Below are 15578 nucleotides of genomic sequence, written 5' to 3' on the forward strand. Positions count from 1 at the left end.
CTGAAAAATCGAAGCGTATAAACAGCGGCATTAATTACCCGAGCAAAACGATGAGTTGTTGGCCCCTGGAAATTGACTTGGTCTTTCGCTGGGTCGATATCAAGCAGTGGCGCCAAAAGCAGTGGTATGTAGAAGAGTTGCGGCTGTTAGAGCGGGGGACAGAAAACTCGTTGGCAGTGTATTTAATGATTACCGAACGTCTAGACTACCGATTCAACTTAAGGTCGGAACAACCTCGCTTATTTTTGTTATGCCAGCAACGTAGTAATGAATTAATGCAGGTTGTTGGCGCCAGTGTGACGCAAACATTTGCGGCGGATTACCTTGATGTTGAAGATCATTTAATGCTGGATATTCCCATGCCTGCGCCGATGATTGCCTGGCTGGAAGATTATCTCGAGATTGAAGGCGAGGGTGAAATGCCGAAGAAGAAAAAAAGTCGTTTTAATCGCGAGCGTGGAAAAAACAGCAACAAAGAGCGCATGATGAATGACAAGTAGACTTAGCCGTTGGTCCAAAAAAAAGTTAGCGTCACACCAGGATGATGCATTTGTTGACGAGGGGGTTGTTGAACCCTCTGCAGCAGAGGGTGAGGCGGTTGCTGCGGAGTTTGTTGAGCCTGTTGAACCTGTTGATGAGACAGTTTCGACAGAGCAGCATTTACAGCGTATTGCTGACAGTGAGTCCGAGCAGCAATTATCCAGCTACTTGAAAACGGACTGTGATAATGAGCTGAAACAGGCCGCGATGAAAAAACTGTTTCGGGCTTCCTGTTTTCAGCAGCGTGATAGACTTGACGATTATGATGATGACTTCTCTGTTATGCCGAAAATTTCGCCAGAATTTGTCGCTCAGATGAAAAGCTGGGTCAACAAAAAGAGCGAGGAGTTTCTCAGCGAGATTGAAGATGACGAAAAGAAAAACGGTGGAGAGCAAGCTATCGCAGACGTAGATCACGTCGCCCAAACGAAGAAAAAAAATAATAATGACAGGGAGTTTACCGATGGAGAGTCATCAGATCATAGTTGAGTTACAGCCCCCGCTGAACCTTGTGGCACCGCAGGTTGACTATCATTCGGCCGGCAGTGTCTTAGTCATCGGTGCAGAGGATAGCTGTGCCTATATTGCCGACGCTCTGATCAGGCCTCCAACTATCTTGGTGACTGACAAAATTAGTTGCGATGATGAAGAGTATATAGAGGGTGCAGATAAAATCCTGCAGCAACACAAAGTCTTTCGTCTTGAGTTAACCCGTTTGACGGGTTATCTCGGTGAATTTGTCGCCGAGGTAAATACCCCAGAAGGTATGATGAACTTTGCTCAGATCTCTGTATCAGCGGCTGCAACGAGTTTTGACATCGTGGTTGATACTGGCCGAAACTCAGTTTTTGAAGGCGTTGAGTTGTTGCCTCCGGGCTATCATTACTTGCCTGCCAATGAGCAGGGGAAAATTGCCGATGAGGCAATTACTGCGTTATCTGAGACTGTTGCTGAACAGGAAGGTGTTTTTTCTAAACCACTGTATTTCCGCGTCAACGAAGAGCTTTGTGGTTACCAAAAAGCGGGCAGTATAGGCTGCACACGCTGCTTAGACGCTTGTGCTGCCGATGCGATAGGGGTTGTTGACCAGCAAGTCGTTACCGACCCGTATCTGTGCCACGGTCAGGGAGCCTGTACGTCCCAGTGTCCGACGGGGGCTATCAGCTTCGGATACCCCAGTGGTCATATGTTGCGGGGTCAGTGGGGGCAAAGTCTTGAAGGCTGTTGTGATGAGGATGGCACTGTTGTCGAGCCCCCAGTTTTGGTAATCACCTCCTGTTCTTCATCAGAGCAGCCCGATTTGGCAGCATTTGCCCCCTCGCAACCCGTTGTTATTCAATATATTGAAGAGGTTGTTAGTATTGGCCTCGATAGTTGGCTGGCGGCACTTGCCAGCGGTTATCGGCAGATTGTTATTGTTGATGAAGAGCTTCCTCAGGCCAGCCGGGGCGTGTTGACAGAGCAGCTAAACACCTGTCAAACACTGCTTTCGGCGATAGGTCAGCCTAGGGAACGTGTCTCCCTGGTTCAAGATGCGCAGCTCTTAGTTGTCCCCCATACGATCTATCAGCCGCTGTTAATGCAAGACTTGGCCAAACGACACTTGATTAATACATCATTAAAACAACTTGAAGTCGAGGTCGGCGAGATAGTGTCATTTAGTCAGGGTCAGCCCTTTGGCCAGGTACTTTGTGATGGGGATAACTGCACGCTATGCCATGCCTGCGTGACGGTCTGCCCAACAGGGGCAATGGCGGCAAATCCACAGGCTCCTCAACTACTGTTTACAGAGGCGGATTGCATCCAGTGTGGTTTATGCGAGAAAAATTGCCCAGAGCATGTGTTAACTCTTGATCCTCGATTTCAGCCCGCATCCGCCCTGCGTCAGCAGACTATTGTACTGAAACAAGAGGCCCCAATTCACTGTATTCGCTGTGACAAACCCTTTGCCACAGAATCTGTGATATCAAAAATGGAAAAGGCATTGGCCAATAATAGTTTTTTTACCGGCGACGCGTTGCAGCGGCTCAGAATGTGCGGCGACTGTAAAGTGAGGGATATCTATCCTGAGTTGATTGAAAACCCCCTGGACCAATTAAAATTATAACTAATGATGAAGGAGGTGTTTGGCAATGGTTGCGGATGAGCAGTTAGCGCGTGCTGATATTTATGCCATATTGGCCGCCGGATTAAGGACGCCAATGACCCGGCAGCAATTTGACTGGTTGGCAGCGTTGGCGACAGATGTCAGTGAGTCCCCACTGAAGAATAGTTGGGAACAGCTGGCAAAGGCGGCAAAAATGGCTGATGTAGAGTCAGAATCAGAGGAGTTTCACCGTTTGTTTGTGGGTATGTCCGGTGGTGTTTTAACGCCCTATGCTTCTTGGTATGTAAACGGCACGATGTTTTCCCAGGCACTGGTCGGCTTGCGAACAGCATTATTATCTATCGGTGTTGCTACACCGGAGCAAGAAAGTGAGCCAGAAGATCATTTGGGCTATTTGTTAAACGTGATGCAGTACTTGATCTCCGTACAGGATAATGAATCGGCAAAAATGATTATGGATGGTTATATACACTCATGGGTGCAACGCTTTTGCAGCGATTTATCCCGCAACAGCCAGTCATTATTTTATCGTGCGTTTGCCAATTTATTAGTAAAGTTCTTAGAAGTCGAGTCGATATACTATTTTGGATTAAAAAATAAGTAGGTAAAGCACCATAGAGTGTCTAAATTATTATCAGTATTAAAAAAATATTAATGAGTATCGCTGAAAATCCTTTGATAAAGGTGACAATATGTCGAAAGAGCAAACGCTTAAAAAAAGCCGAAGAGGTTTCTTAAAGTCGTCGTTACTGATAGGTGGCGCCGCAGCTGCAGCTGGTGCCGCAGCAGAGCTACCAGCAAATTCGGCTGCAGCGAGGCAAGAGCCGAAAAAGTTATCTCAGTCAGATGATACTGAGCATGTAAAAAACTATTACCAGACACTCAAGCGCTGAGAAAATATTATGCAGCTCAAAAAAATAGGTGATCAATCTGCGGTTAAAAAGTCTGTATTAGGGCTTAATCGTCGGCATTTCATTAAAGGGGCAGGGATGACTGCGGGTGGTATATCTGCTGCAAGTATTTTCTCTGGTCTAGCAATCGGCAAGGTCAAGGCGGAAGAAACAGCCGTCGATATTAGTGCGCCGAAAACAGTTAAACGCACAATATGTTCACACTGCTCTCATGGCTGTGGTGTTTATGCCGAAGTACAGCAAGGGGTGTGGACGAAACAAGAGCCTGCTTTCGATCACCCATTCAACGCTGGTGGACACTGCGCAAAAGGCGCGGCACTGCGCGATCATGGCAGCGGTGATAAACGCGTCAAATACCCGATGAAATTAGTTGCTGGTAAATGGCAGCGAATGAGCTGGGATGAGGCGCTGAATGATATCGGCGATAAGATGTTAAAGGTGAGAGAGGAGCAGGGTCCCGATGGCATTATGTGGATTGGCTCCGCTAAATTTAGCAATGAACAAGCTTATTTTTATCGAAAGTTAGCCTCGTTATGGGGGACTAACAATACCGACCATTCAGCGAGGATATGCCACTCAACAACAGTAGCCGGTGTGGCGAACACATGGGGCTACGGTGCGATGACTAATAGCTTTAACGATATGCATAATGCTAAATCGGTGTTGTTTATTGGTTCCAACCCTGCCGAAGCGCACCCCGTCGGTATGCAACACATACTCATTGGTAAGGAGCGCGGATCGAAATTAATCGTATTTGATCCTCGTTATACGCGAACGGCTGCACATGCTCATATCTTTGGCCAGATGCGCCCAGGCACCGATATTGCCGTTATCTGGGGTTTACTGTGGCATATTTTCGAAAACGGCTGGGAGGACAAGGAGTATATCAAGCAGCGAGTATACGCCATGGACCAGGTCATGGAGGTGGTCAAGCAATACACGCCAGAAGAAGTTGAGAAAATCAGCGGCATTGATAAAGAGACGATGTATAAAGCGGCGCATACCTTGGCGCACAATAAGCCGGGCATGGTTTGCTGGGCGATGGGAGGAACCCAGCATACGGTCGGCAATGGTAATACCCGAGCATATTGTATTCTAGAGTTAGCCTTGGGGAACATTGGGCAGCCCGGCGGTGGCGCCAATATATTCCGTGGTCACGATAATGTTCAAGGGGCTACCGACATGGGATGCTTGTCCAATACGCTGCCGGCCTATTATGGCTTGAGCGAAGGAGCTTGGAAACATTGGTCGGGTGTTTGGGGTGTCGATTTAGACTGGATAAAAGGGCGTTTCGACCAGACAAAATATGGTCAGGGGTACCCTATGAATACTACTGGCATTCCCTGTTCACGCTGGCCTGACGCGGTGCTTGAAGAGCCTGCAAAGCTGAGCCAAAAAGGTAATGTGCGTGGCGTCCTGTACTGGGGACAGTCAGTGAACACTATTACCCGTGGCGAGCATACGAAGAAAGCGCTCGACGCTTTGGATTTTATGGTGATCGTTGATCCTCACCCATCATCCACGTCTATTTTAGGTGATCGCAAGGACGGTATCTATCTATTGCCCGCGGCGACACAATTTGAAACCTATGGCTCGGTTACGGCCTCTAATCGGTCGATACAGTGGCGGGAAAAAGTTATAGAACCACTGTTTGAATCAAAGCCCGACCATACCATTATGTATTTACTGGCTAAGAAACTAGGTATTGGTGAGCAGTTAACCAAGCATATACAGGTTAATGGCGAGGAGCCGTTGGTCGAGGACATCACCCGTGAGATCAATAAAGGCTGCTGGACCATTGGCTATACAGGTTCAAGCCCGGAGCGCTTAAAGAAACATCAGAAAAATTGGCATACCTTCAATTTTGATACGCTTAAGGCTGAGGGTGGGCCTATTGATGGCGATTATTATGGCCTGCCTTGGCCTTGCTGGGGAACACCGGAGATGAATCATCCGGGCACGCCTATTTTGTATAATACCAGCATCCCCGTCTCGGAAGGCGGCCTATGTTTTAGAGCGCGCTTTGGTATTGAGCATGAAGGCACTAATTTATTAGCAGAGGGTTCTTATCCCAAGGGCTCCGATATACAAGATGGCTACCCGGAATTCTCGGCGGCGATGTTACAGCAATTGGGTTGGTGGGATGACCTGACGGTGAAAGAGAAAACAGCGGCTGAAAATAAAAATTGGAAGACTGATTTGTCCGGTGGCATACAGCGTGTGGCGATAAAGCATGGCTGTGCGCCCTTTGGTAATGCAAAGGCCCGTTGTAATGTTTGGACCTTCCCCGACCACATCCCGATTCATCGTGAACCGCTATATACCGTTCGTCGTGATTTGCTACCCAAGTACGAAACACACGATGACTTTGAGTATATTTTTCGTTTACCGACACTCTATAAGTCGATTCAACAGCAGGATCACAGTGCCGAATTTCCCTTGATTATTACCAGTTTCCGTTTGGTTGAATACGAGGGTGGTGGTGAGGAAACACGATCAATATCTTGGCTTGCTGAATTACAGCAAGAGATGTTTGTCGAGGTTAACCCCGCGGATTGTAATGACTATGGTGTTCAACACGATGATATGGTTTGGTTGGAATCCCCTGAAGGTAATAAGATACAGGCCAAGGTGATGTCGACGCCAAGAATTGTTCGCGGTGTTATCGGTATCCCTTATCACTTTGCGGGTCACTATGAAGGTAAAGATATTACTGACCGCTATCCAGAGGGAACCAAGCCTTACGTTTCAGGTGGTGCAGCAGACCAACTTTGGACCTATGGTTATGACCCTGTGACAAATATTCAAGAAACCAAAGTGTCGATTTGTAAAATGACGAAAGTGACCGCCTAAGGAAGAAAGCAATGGCCGAATCTGATTATAAGTTTCTATGTGATGGCGAGCGATGTATTGAATGTAATGGCTGTGTTGTCGCCTGTAAAAATGCCAATGATGTTCCGTGGGGGATGCAACGCAGAAGAGTGGTGACGCTCGATGATGGAGTTGTTGATAAGGAGGTTTCAATTTCTGTTGCCTGTATGCATTGCGGCGATGCACCTTGTGTAGAAGTATGTCCGACACAAACCTTGTTTAAGCGTGAAGACGGCATCGTTCACCATAATAAAGATAATTGTATTGGTTGTGGTTACTGCTTTTATGCCTGTCCTTTTGGTGCGCCTCAGTACCCTCAAGATGGTTTTTGGGGACAGCGAGGTGAGATGGATAAGTGTACCTACTGTGCCGGTGGACCAGAGGAAGATTTATCGGCTGCTGAGTTTGAAAAATATGGTGCCAACCGAATTGCAGAGGGGAAATTACCCCTGTGTGCTGAAATGTGTTCAACCAAAGCTCTGATGGCCGGTGATGCGACAACGGTTGCCAATATATTTCGCGAGCGAGTCGTCAACCGAGGGCATGCTAATGCTGGTTGGAGTCTGAACGATGCTCAATTTTCTAATGCTATGACAGGTAGTGAACAGCAGAAATAATGGACGGATAGGGCTATGTGTAAACGAGTTGCACTGTTTTTAATGCTGATCTTTATGACTGCTTTGCCTATTGCAGAAGAGGTGAAGTCGTATGAAGATCTTGTTACCAAACCTGTTGCCGAGAGGCAGGTAATGCCAGCAGCGCAATGGGGACTGGTGGGGGACGGATTAGAAGGGGTAACGAATTCTAACTCACCTCATGCTGGTGTTTTGGTCAATACGGGTACTATTGAGCCGCTCGAATTTCGCCAAAATGTAATTATTCCCATCGACGAGTGGGGCTACCTATTTGTCATTTTTCTTGTGGTTATCTTCTTTGTTATCAATGGTGCCGTTAAGATTGAGGCGGGCTTCTCAGGGGTTAAAATCCTCCGTTGGCCTGTTTCATCACGCATTATTCATTGGGGTTTGGCTGCTAGTTTTTTGATTCTCGCGTTGACAGGGCTGAGCATTATGATTGGCCGTTATGTAATCCGTCCCTACCTCTCACCCGAAACATGGGGTAGTTATATGCAGTTCTGTGATCTTAGTCATAATTTCACAGCGCCGTTTTTTGTCATTTTCTGGTCTTTGGCCATTGTTAAGTGGATGCATCATCAGTTCCCCAAAAAGCACGATTGGGAGTGGATAAAATCGGCGGGAGGCTTTATAAACTTCAAGGGCCGGAAGGCTGTCCATCCTCCAGCAGGATTCTCTAACGCAGGGGAAAAAATACTATATTGGTTTATTCTTGTTGCCGGAGTTGGAATTATCACTTCTGGAGTTATTTTGCTCTTTCAAAACCTTGACCCGACACGAGACTTTACCGTTATTGCACTGATAGTGCATGGCTTATTCGCGTTGACTCTAATGATTTTGATTATTGGTCATGTCAGTATGGCTGTATTCTTGGTTGAGGGTGGGTTCGAAACTATGCAAACTGGATATTGCGATGAGAACTGGGCCAAGCAGCATCATAATCTTTGGTATGATGAATTGGTTGAAAAAGATGAAATAAAATACAAGTCGTAAGACGGTGATGACTTCGGGAAAATAGAATAATAAAAATGACATCGATGATTGAAGCTACCCACTGCAAACAGGAGGGGGAGGTTCTTTATACCCCCAATGAAATTGTTGATTTGATGCTTGAGCGGATTGCTTCACAGGGCCCTGAGGTTGCAGTGGAGCAGCTTGAGCTGAAAAACTTAAGCGGTCGTATTTTAGCTGAAGATATAATTTCCCCTGTTGATATTCCACAATTTAACCATTCGGCGATGGATGGCTATGCTATCGCCTCAGCAGTTGAGCAGGTAACTTATCGGGTGATCGATAAAACCCTGGCTGGAGAGTCACCGACTGTTAAGCTTCTACCCGGCCAAGCCGTTGTTATTATGACTGGTGCACCTCTACCAGAGGGGGCTGACACGGTTGTGGTACAAGAGCTGGCAACGTTTAATGCCGCAGAGAGCACTGTAACTTGTAGTAGTGGCTTTAGGCGGGGGCAAAATATTCGATGGCAAGGTGAGGAAATAGTCACAGGCAAACAAGTATTGCACAAGGGGGTTGTATTGAACGCCCCAGCAATAGGGCAGCTTGCGACACTTGGGCTTACCTCGGTTTTAGTATTTAAACCTATAAAAATCAGTGTTTTATCAACAGGGTTTGAGCTGAAAGAACCAGGGGATATTCTTACGCAGGGGCAAATATATGACAGCAACCGTTATGCCCTAATGTCATTACTGCAGGCTGTTCCATGTGATATTGTTGATTTCGGCATTGTCCCAGATGACGCAGAGCATTTAAGGGATGCCTTAGCGTCAGCGGCGAAGCATGCTGATATAGTGATTAGCTCGGCAGGTATTTCTACTGGCGAGGCTGATTATGTTAAGTCGGCAATGAATAAGCTTGGGGAGTTGAGTTTCTATCGGATGAAAATTCGCCCTGGAAGACCTTTGAGTATGGGTTTTTTGCAGCCAACCAACGATAGTTCGGCGCTATTTATCGGATTTCCCGGTAACCCGGCAGCGGTACAGGTTACATTTAAAGTCTGTGTGGAGCCGTTGTTGCGAGCCATAGCCGGTTATCAGCCGCAACAGGTAAAGACCGAGAAGATCGAGGCCAAGCTATTGTCACCGCTGTCTTGCAAAAAGGGGCGGGTCGACTACTTCAGAGGCCGCTACCGGCAAGATCGAGCTTGTATAGTAGTTGATAAAACTGGTTTTCAAGGTGCGGCACAGCTAAGTTCTTTGATTGAAGCCAACTGTCTTATCGAGGTCGGTGAGGATGTTTCCTCTCTTGACCGCGGAGAGTGGGTTGATTTAATTCCGCTTTCTTAAGGTTGTTTTCAGATATAACCGGACGCAGTAATCAAATATAACTTATCCCCTTAACATCTACCCCATACGCTTGCCGATGATTACCCATAGGCGTAGTCTCCAGTAATTATTTTATGATCGGCATCATAAACAGGGAAGATTGATTATCTAATTATTGTAGGTATCAGGGAGGGGTTATGGATACGGCAATGGTCATTGTCGAGCCACATCTTGAGCGCCAGCCGGCGCTGGCTCGCGCCATCGATTGTGCGAAACTACATCAGCAGTCACTCCATATACACAGCTTTTTGCCGCAGACGAAAAACCCATCGGAGTTCTCTGAACAGTACCAAGAAGCGGAGGACTCTCTGCGTTATTATGTTAACTTGGCGAGAAATAAAAATATTAATAGTGATTTTACGATCAGTACTGAGCGCTTTGAAAGTGCGCTGGTCAACTCCATGAGCAATCACAATAATTATTGCGTGTTGTTTCAAGATTTTGTCTCCAACCCTTGGTCGCTCCAGCTGTTTAAGAAGCACCCGGTGGTACGCTGGATGTTGGACAGCCCCTGTTCGATTAATATTATTAAGGGGGTTCATAGTTGGCGAGATATGCGCTTGTTAGTTAATGTTGAAAACAGTAACGATGGCCATTTTCATAAATACCTTTTCAGTCATGAAATGGAGGCAGGGGCTGTCGCCAAGCGTCTTGGTGCCGAAGTCTTTTACTTGGTGAATTATCATGATTCACTGCATTATCCCAATCGTCGCTGGATACTTGATCATTATAATATTGATAATAGTAAAGTGATTTTTAAGAGCGGTGATCTAGGTGGTGCCTTGGTTGATGTGGCTAGAACAATCGGCAGTACTGCTATCTTGACAGGGGTGCCCAGCAGCCGTGATCATGATCACAATGCCTATGAGCACGCTTTACAGACTGTGCTAGAGAAAAGTGATAATGATGTCATGATTCTTCATTGATGTAGAGTGGTAGGTGCGATGACACCGTTTTTCATCAGGGCATGATAAATCTTTCTTGCGGTCTTTCCCAGCTTGCTGATCTGGCCAAGGTTTGGGGGGTTGTGATTATCGATTTCTTGTTCCCAGTGGCTGAGTTCACTGTCGATATATTCGAGCAGCTTAATACTGCAGCCCTTGCATTGACCGTGACACAAGGAGGAGGCAGGGGAGTCAATAGGTAGTGTTGCGCGAATTTCATCAATCAGCAATAGCATTGCTTGATCAGCTCTTGGTTTGCTCATGAGGCCTCCCTTTCTTACTGTTTTTAGCATATGCCTAGCCGAAGGTCGGGACAATAAGGACTTCTGCTTAGTAAGCCCCTGTTACTTAAGGCGAGCGCTGAGAAGGTCGATTTTACTGATGAAAAAGAATGAGAAATAGGTATTGATGTCCTCACGACCAACTACTTGCTTGGTGGTTGTGTCGACTGTACTCGCTAGTATTTTTGCTGTTCCAGAGGTGCCACTATGATTCTCGAGTTAGTGAGTCAGTAATGCTTTTTTACCGACGGTTCTTCAAGACACTTTTTAACGCTTGCCATTCATTGGCGGGCTCAGTAACGGAAATAGACTCGCCGAGACGGTAGATAATATAGCTGGTGTTAATTACCTGGGCGCTTGTTTGCCAACTCGAATGCCTTCGATAGCAGGGTGATCCAATTTATGGTTTAACAGCATCGTGTGCTCCAGATGATAAAGACTAGGCCAAATTATCAGTCGATTAACCAATATTGAATCCACCCTGAGGAGGGAGTCGTTACGGTTTTGATTGTTCAGCAAGGCTGGTGTTCACAATACTGATCCAAACAGGCTGCTTGATAAAGCCATGCCCCCAGTTCTGCCACTGCTGGCTAAGGCCTTGAGCCTGCATTTGTGTTAGTGACATACCCGCAGCGCGCATTGTTGCTACTTCGGCAGTGGTGCCACGTAACATGTCTCGGTAGCCAGCTAAGTCCTGTTTGCTGGCTAGGGGGCCATGGCCAGGAATAACGGCTGTGCTGTCATCAATCAGGGTTAACACGCTGTCGATATTATCGGCCATCGATACCACATTACCGCCAGTGGCAGTATCAATAAAGGGAAACATGCCGGCAAAATAGTGATCGCCGAGATGGACGGTGTTTGCCCGCTTAAATATCACAATTGAGTCGCCATCTGTGTGGCCATTAGAGAGGTGGAGTAGGGTGATATCCTCGTCATTAATGTGTAAGTTAAGTTGCTGTCGAAAGGTGACAGAGGGTAGGGCGTCATCGGGGTAGGGTGCCGACTTCATATTAAATAACTTAATTTCTTGGCTGGTTGATAGTCGCTTACGAACATTTTCATGGGCGATGATGACGGCATTTTGACCAAACTCGAGGTTGCCTTCGGTATGGTCGCCATGCCAATGGGTATTGATAATATATTGGAGGTTATCTCTGCCACCGTGTGATTCGAGGGCTGTGGCCAAGGCGCTAGAGAGGTCCTTGTAGTCGTCGTCGATTAAAACGATGCCGTCATCACCCTTGAGCAGGCCAATATTGCCACCCCTGCCCTGCAATAAATAAAGCTGCTCAGTAATCTTTTGTTGCTTGAATGCCGTAGAGTCAGCGTGATGATCACTGTCGGCCAAGGCTGAGCCGAAAACCAACAGTGATAGCGCGGTGGTCAGGGTGAGTAATAGCTGTGTCATTTCGATGTCCATTTCGTAATTATTGTCACCGATAACCCTATCATGACTGGCTGTAAGTGCCTATAGACGCCCTCTCTAATGGGGGGGGATTGGCTGATCAATTTTGACAGCGATATTGAGTTGAAATGCCATTGTCTTGCATTCGACGCTAATGAATACTCATACCCTACAAAAAGGCTGGTAGCTCGTCTTATGACACTGTTTTAGTGGCTTGATGATAGAAAAGTCGATCGTAGTGACAAATTCTATTCACTGACAAAAACGATTATCAGCTTAATAATCGCGCAATAGATTTATTGCGCAGGTGGTGAACAATAACAATTAGGAGAACGACACATGTCTAGTGCTGAGTCCGAGGTATTAAGCCAGCCGTTTGAACTGGGTTTTACCTATACCCGCTCTACAGGTCCAGTCGTCGGCCGCTTTTTTACGGAATTACGTGATCGCAAGATCTTCGGCAACAAAGGCTCAGACGGTACCGTATACGTACCGCCAGTCGAATTTGACCCCAAGACTGCAGAGCCTGTCACTGAATTTGTTGAATTAGGTGACACTGCAATAGTAACGACCTGGAATTGGGTTTCCGAGCCAGGCACTAAACACTTGTTACAAAAGCCTTTTGCCTTCGCTTTGCTGAAATTTGATGGCGCTGACGTACCGATGCTGCATATGGTTGATGCCGGCAGTGTTGAGGCAATGGAGACGGGGATGAAAGTAAGAGTTCGCTGGGCAGAAAGTACCCGTGGCCATATTACCGACATTGCCTGTTTTGAACCGGCTGAATAGAGGGCTGAGTTATGAGTGAAGAAAGAGAAATGATTACCGGTATGGATGCCCCGGTCTACCTGGATTACAACTTTACTGCAGGTACAGCAACCACACGCTTCTTAAACCATCTGCGCAACGGTAAGCTAGTGGGTCAAGAGTGCCCCAAGTGTGGCGCGGTTTATATTCCGCCCCGTGGCTCGTGTGCCGCCTGTGGTATCGCGACAGAAAAAGAGATCGAGCTCGGTGACAAGGCAACAGTTCAGTCATTTACTATTGTCTACATCCCAATCCCCAACAATCCGATCAAACCTCCCTATGTTATTGCTAACTTAATGGCCGATGGCGCTCATCAGTCATTCCTACACTTGATCAGTGATTGCAATAACGATGATGTCCGCATTGGCATGCGAGTACAGGCTGTTTGGAAGCCAGAAGAAGAGTGGGTGCACGCGATGGAAAATATCCGTTTCTTTAGCCCTATTGATGAGCCTGATATGCCGATTGCAGACATTGGGAGATTAAAATAATGCGTGATATAGCCGTAGTTGCTTATGCTCAGTCGCCGATTCTTGGCGATGCTGGTGCAAAAAACGAAGTTGAATTAATTATGCCGGTGGTCAACAAGGTGTTGAACGACATAGGTCTTGAAAATGTTCAGGGTGTTGATTTTACCTGTTCTGGTAGCTGTGATTATCTTCAGGGTGCAGCCTTTGCCTTTGTTGCCGGTGTCGATGCGCTGGGTGCCGTGCCGCCGATCAAAGAGTCTCATGTTGAGATGGATGCGGCTTGGGCGCTGTATGAGGGTTACTTGAAAATCAAGGCGGGCCAGGCCGATTCGGCGCTGATATATGGTTTTGCCAAGTCGAGCCCCGGTGAATTGCCGTTTGTCTTGTCGCAGCAGTTAGATCCTTATTACTATGCGCCATTGTGGTCGGATAGCGTGAGTCTGGCAGCGATGCAAGCACGTGTTGGCCTAGAGAGCGGCGAGTATACCGTCGAGCAGATGGCGGCGGTGGTGAGCCAGTCTCGCGCCAATGCTAAATCTAACGAAAATGCTCAGTTGAAGGGTGATTACAGTGTTGAACAGCTATTGGCGGAGCCTGAATACAGCGCGCCACTGCGTAAACACGATTGCCCACCTGTTTCCGATGGCGCCTCAGCACTGATCATGTGTACCGTCGAGAAAGCGAAGGAGTGGGGCATGCCCTATGCGATTATTCGCGGCATTGATCACCGTATCGAAAGCCATAATATCGGTGCCCGCAACCTCGCGGTTTCTGAGTCGGTCCGTATTGCGGCAGAGAAAGTCGGTGTGGCTAATGGCCCGGTCGATATTGCTGAAATTCACGCCCCCTTTAGCCATCAACAGCTAATTATTCAAAAAGCCCTCGGCCTGGATGACAGCACGGCGGTGAACCTGTCCGGCGGTCCATTGGCGGGCAATTTAATGATGGCAGCAGGTCTTGATCGTATTGGTGAAGTCGCCATGCGCATCATCAAGGGCGAGGCTAAGCGTGGTGTTGCACATGCCACCAGTGGTCCTTGTTTACAGCACAATATGGTTACTGTTTTGGAGGCAAGCGAATGAGTACTAATGAACAAGTTGGCACACTCGCGGCAGTTGTCGGTGTTGGTCAAACAAAATATCAAACTAAGCGTGGCGATGTCTCTATTGCTGGGTTGGTACACGAGGCTGCGGCCAACGCGCTGGCGGATGCTGAATTAACCTGGGACGATATTGATGCTGTTGTCATCGGTAAGGCGCCGGATATGTTTGAAGGCATTGTCATGCCCGAACTCTATCTGGCCGATGCTTTAGGGTGTAACGGCAAGCCTATGCTAAGAGTACACACCGCCGGTTCAGTCGGTGGTTCAACCGCCATTGTTGCCGCTTCACACGTACAATCGGGCATGTTCGATCGTGTCTTAACCGTGGCGTTCGAGAAACAGTCGGAATCCAATGCGATGTGGGCGCTGTCGACTCCGCAGCCATTTTCAGCACACTTGAACGCCGGTGCCGGTGGTTATTTTGCACCGATCATTCGCGAATATATGCGTCGCTCTGAGGCCCCGTTAGATGTGGGTATTCGCGTCGCCACCAAGGATCGTATTCACGGCTCTAAAAACCCGTTAGCCCATCTGCAGTTGCCCAATATCACCGAAGAAGAGGTGGCTGCATCGCCGATGTTGTGGGATCCGCTGCGTTTCTTGGAGGCTTGCCCCTCATCGGATGGTGCCTGCGCGATGATTATCGCCTGTGAAGAATTGGCCGATAAGGCGACTAAGAAGCCTGCCTGGATTCGTGGCACGGCGATGCGCTCAGAGCCAACGATGTATGCTGGCCGTGAAGAAGTGAATCCGCAGGCTGGACGCGACTGCGCCGCCGATGTTTATCAGCAGGCTGGCATTACCAACCCGCGTGAGCAGATTGACTGCGCAGAGGTTTACGTACCTTTCTCATGGTATGAGCCAATGTGGCTGGAAAATTTAGGCTTTGCCGAAGAAGGAGAGGGTTGGAAACTCACAATGGAGGGGGTTACCTCGCTGCATGAGGGTGGTGATACACCGTGGAACCCTTCCGGCGGAGTACTTTCTTCAAACCCAATCGGAGCTTCTGGAATGATCCGTTTTGCCGAGGCTGCTCAGCAGGTTCGCGGTGAATGCGGTGGCCACCAGGTGCCGAATGCAAAAACAGCGCTGGGACATGCCTATGGCGGCGGCGCACAATTCTTTGCTATGTGGGTTGTAAGTTCAGAAAAACCATAACACCT

15 protein-coding genes are annotated in these 15578 nt (G+C 47.7%); 13 read left to right on the plus strand and 2 right to left on the minus strand.

Going from position 1 to position 15578, the window contains the following annotated elements; genetic code table 11:
* Positions 1 to 50: 50 nt before the first annotated feature.
* From L9P87_RS14340 to L9P87_RS14380, 9 genes are all read left to right on the plus strand, one after another.
* Positions 51 to 500 (plus strand): DUF3305 domain-containing protein, encoded by a 450-nt coding sequence (locus L9P87_RS14340; RefSeq protein WP_237445432.1) that lies wholly within the window; start codon positions 51 to 53, stop codon positions 498 to 500.
* A complete protein-coding gene (locus tag L9P87_RS14345) occupies positions 490 to 1029 on the plus strand; it encodes a DUF3306 domain-containing protein (RefSeq protein WP_237445433.1) in 540 nt (179 codons plus the stop codon). The genes L9P87_RS14340 and L9P87_RS14345 overlap by 11 nt, the downstream gene beginning before the upstream one ends.
* Positions 1004 to 2647, plus strand: a complete 1644-nt coding sequence (locus tag L9P87_RS14350; protein WP_237445434.1) for a 4Fe-4S binding protein — start codon at positions 1004 to 1006, stop codon at positions 2645 to 2647. Before L9P87_RS14345 ends, L9P87_RS14350 begins: the two co-directional genes overlap by 26 nt.
* A 25-nt stretch (positions 2648 to 2672) precedes the next feature.
* Entirely contained in the window at positions 2673 to 3251 is a 579-nt protein-coding gene (locus tag L9P87_RS14355) for a TorD/DmsD family molecular chaperone (protein WP_237445482.1), read from the plus strand.
* Between the two features lie 298 nt (positions 3252 to 3549).
* The gene (locus L9P87_RS14360; protein WP_237445435.1) at positions 3550 to 6411 is read left to right on the plus strand and encodes a molybdopterin-dependent oxidoreductase; all 2862 of its coding nucleotides are present in this window, start codon (positions 3550 to 3552) and stop codon (positions 6409 to 6411) included.
* Between the two features lie 11 nt (positions 6412 to 6422).
* Positions 6423 to 7046 (plus strand): formate dehydrogenase FDH3 subunit beta, encoded by a 624-nt coding sequence (gene fdh3B / locus L9P87_RS14365; protein WP_237445436.1) that lies wholly within the window; start codon positions 6423 to 6425, stop codon positions 7044 to 7046.
* A gap of 15 nt (positions 7047 to 7061) precedes the next feature.
* A complete protein-coding gene (locus L9P87_RS14370) occupies positions 7062 to 8057 on the plus strand; it encodes a formate dehydrogenase subunit gamma (RefSeq protein WP_237445437.1) in 996 nt (331 codons plus the stop codon).
* Positions 8058 to 8092: 35 nt separating this feature from the next.
* Positions 8093 to 9364: a molybdopterin molybdotransferase MoeA gene (locus L9P87_RS14375; protein ID WP_237445438.1), complete on the plus strand. Its 1272-nt coding sequence runs from the start codon at positions 8093 to 8095 to the stop codon at positions 9362 to 9364.
* Between the two features lie 176 nt (positions 9365 to 9540).
* Positions 9541 to 10329: a hypothetical protein gene (locus tag L9P87_RS14380; RefSeq protein WP_237445439.1), complete on the plus strand. Its 789-nt coding sequence runs from the start codon at positions 9541 to 9543 to the stop codon at positions 10327 to 10329.
* Here the strand turns inward: L9P87_RS14380 and L9P87_RS14385 are convergent.
* Together L9P87_RS14385 and L9P87_RS14390 are read right to left on the minus strand one after the other, a co-directional pair.
* Positions 10323 to 10610, minus strand: a complete 288-nt coding sequence (locus L9P87_RS14385) for a hypothetical protein (RefSeq protein WP_237445440.1) — start codon at positions 10608 to 10610, stop codon at positions 10323 to 10325. The genes L9P87_RS14380 and L9P87_RS14385 overlap by 7 nt on opposite strands.
* Positions 10611 to 11124: 514 nt before the next feature.
* The gene (locus L9P87_RS14390) at positions 11125 to 12039 is read right to left on the minus strand and encodes an MBL fold metallo-hydrolase (RefSeq protein WP_237445441.1); all 915 of its coding nucleotides are present in this window, start codon (positions 12037 to 12039) and stop codon (positions 11125 to 11127) included.
* A 336-nt stretch (positions 12040 to 12375) separates the two neighbouring features.
* On the opposite strand from L9P87_RS14390, the gene L9P87_RS14395 reads away from it, so the two are divergent.
* From L9P87_RS14395 to L9P87_RS14410, 4 genes are read left to right on the plus strand one after another with little or no spacing between them, the layout of a single operon-like run.
* Positions 12376 to 12825, plus strand: a complete 450-nt coding sequence (locus L9P87_RS14395) for a Zn-ribbon domain-containing OB-fold protein (protein WP_237445442.1) — start codon at positions 12376 to 12378, stop codon at positions 12823 to 12825.
* 11 nt (positions 12826 to 12836) lie between these two features.
* The gene (locus L9P87_RS14400; protein ID WP_237445443.1) at positions 12837 to 13334 is read left to right on the plus strand and encodes a Zn-ribbon domain-containing OB-fold protein; all 498 of its coding nucleotides are present in this window, start codon (positions 12837 to 12839) and stop codon (positions 13332 to 13334) included.
* Positions 13334 to 14395: a thiolase family protein gene (locus tag L9P87_RS14405; protein WP_237445444.1), complete on the plus strand. Its 1062-nt coding sequence runs from the start codon at positions 13334 to 13336 to the stop codon at positions 14393 to 14395. Before L9P87_RS14400 ends, L9P87_RS14405 begins: the two co-directional genes overlap by 1 nt.
* Positions 14392 to 15573 carry a thiolase family protein gene (locus L9P87_RS14410; RefSeq protein ID WP_237445445.1) on the plus strand — a complete coding sequence of 394 codons (1182 nt, stop codon included), beginning with the start codon at positions 14392 to 14394 and terminating at the stop codon, positions 15571 to 15573. Before L9P87_RS14405 ends, L9P87_RS14410 begins: the two co-directional genes overlap by 4 nt.
* Positions 15574 to 15578: the final 5 nt, after the last annotated feature.

The organism is Sinobacterium norvegicum (assembly GCF_923077115.1).
Classification (GTDB): domain Bacteria; phylum Pseudomonadota; class Gammaproteobacteria; order Pseudomonadales; family Sinobacteriaceae; genus Sinobacterium; species Sinobacterium norvegicum.

What these genes read in the sequence shown, in the direction of transcription:
- fdh3B (WP_237445436.1), top strand. Translation starts at nt 6,423, where the DNA reads ATGGCCGAATCTGATTATAAGTTTCTATGTGATGGCGAGCGATGTATT.
- L9P87_RS14350 (WP_237445434.1), top strand. Translation starts at nt 1,004, where the DNA reads ATGGAGAGTCATCAGATCATAGTTGAGTTACAGCCCCCGCTGAACCTT.
- L9P87_RS14395 (WP_237445442.1), top strand. Translation starts at nt 12,376, where the DNA reads ATGTCTAGTGCTGAGTCCGAGGTATTAAGCCAGCCGTTTGAACTGGGT.
- L9P87_RS14405 (WP_237445444.1), top strand. Translation starts at nt 13,334, where the DNA reads ATGCGTGATATAGCCGTAGTTGCTTATGCTCAGTCGCCGATTCTTGGC.
- L9P87_RS14380 (WP_237445439.1), top strand. Translation starts at nt 9,541, where the DNA reads ATGGATACGGCAATGGTCATTGTCGAGCCACATCTTGAGCGCCAGCCG.
- L9P87_RS14385 (WP_237445440.1), bottom strand. Translation starts at nt 10,610, where the DNA reads ATGAGCAAACCAAGAGCTGATCAAGCAATGCTATTGCTGATTGATGAA.
- L9P87_RS14375 (WP_237445438.1), top strand. Translation starts at nt 8,093, where the DNA reads ATGACATCGATGATTGAAGCTACCCACTGCAAACAGGAGGGGGAGGTT.
- L9P87_RS14410 (WP_237445445.1), top strand. Translation starts at nt 14,392, where the DNA reads ATGAGTACTAATGAACAAGTTGGCACACTCGCGGCAGTTGTCGGTGTT.
- L9P87_RS14355 (WP_237445482.1), top strand. Translation starts at nt 2,673, where the DNA reads ATGGTTGCGGATGAGCAGTTAGCGCGTGCTGATATTTATGCCATATTG.
- L9P87_RS14390 (WP_237445441.1), bottom strand. Translation starts at nt 12,039, where the DNA reads ATGACACAGCTATTACTCACCCTGACCACCGCGCTATCACTGTTGGTT.
- L9P87_RS14345 (WP_237445433.1), top strand. Translation starts at nt 490, where the DNA reads ATGACAAGTAGACTTAGCCGTTGGTCCAAAAAAAAGTTAGCGTCACAC.
- L9P87_RS14340 (WP_237445432.1), top strand. Translation starts at nt 51, where the DNA reads ATGAGTTGTTGGCCCCTGGAAATTGACTTGGTCTTTCGCTGGGTCGAT.
- L9P87_RS14360 (WP_237445435.1), top strand. Translation starts at nt 3,550, where the DNA reads ATGCAGCTCAAAAAAATAGGTGATCAATCTGCGGTTAAAAAGTCTGTA.
- L9P87_RS14400 (WP_237445443.1), top strand. Translation starts at nt 12,837, where the DNA reads ATGAGTGAAGAAAGAGAAATGATTACCGGTATGGATGCCCCGGTCTAC.
- L9P87_RS14370 (WP_237445437.1), top strand. Translation starts at nt 7,062, where the DNA reads ATGTGTAAACGAGTTGCACTGTTTTTAATGCTGATCTTTATGACTGCT.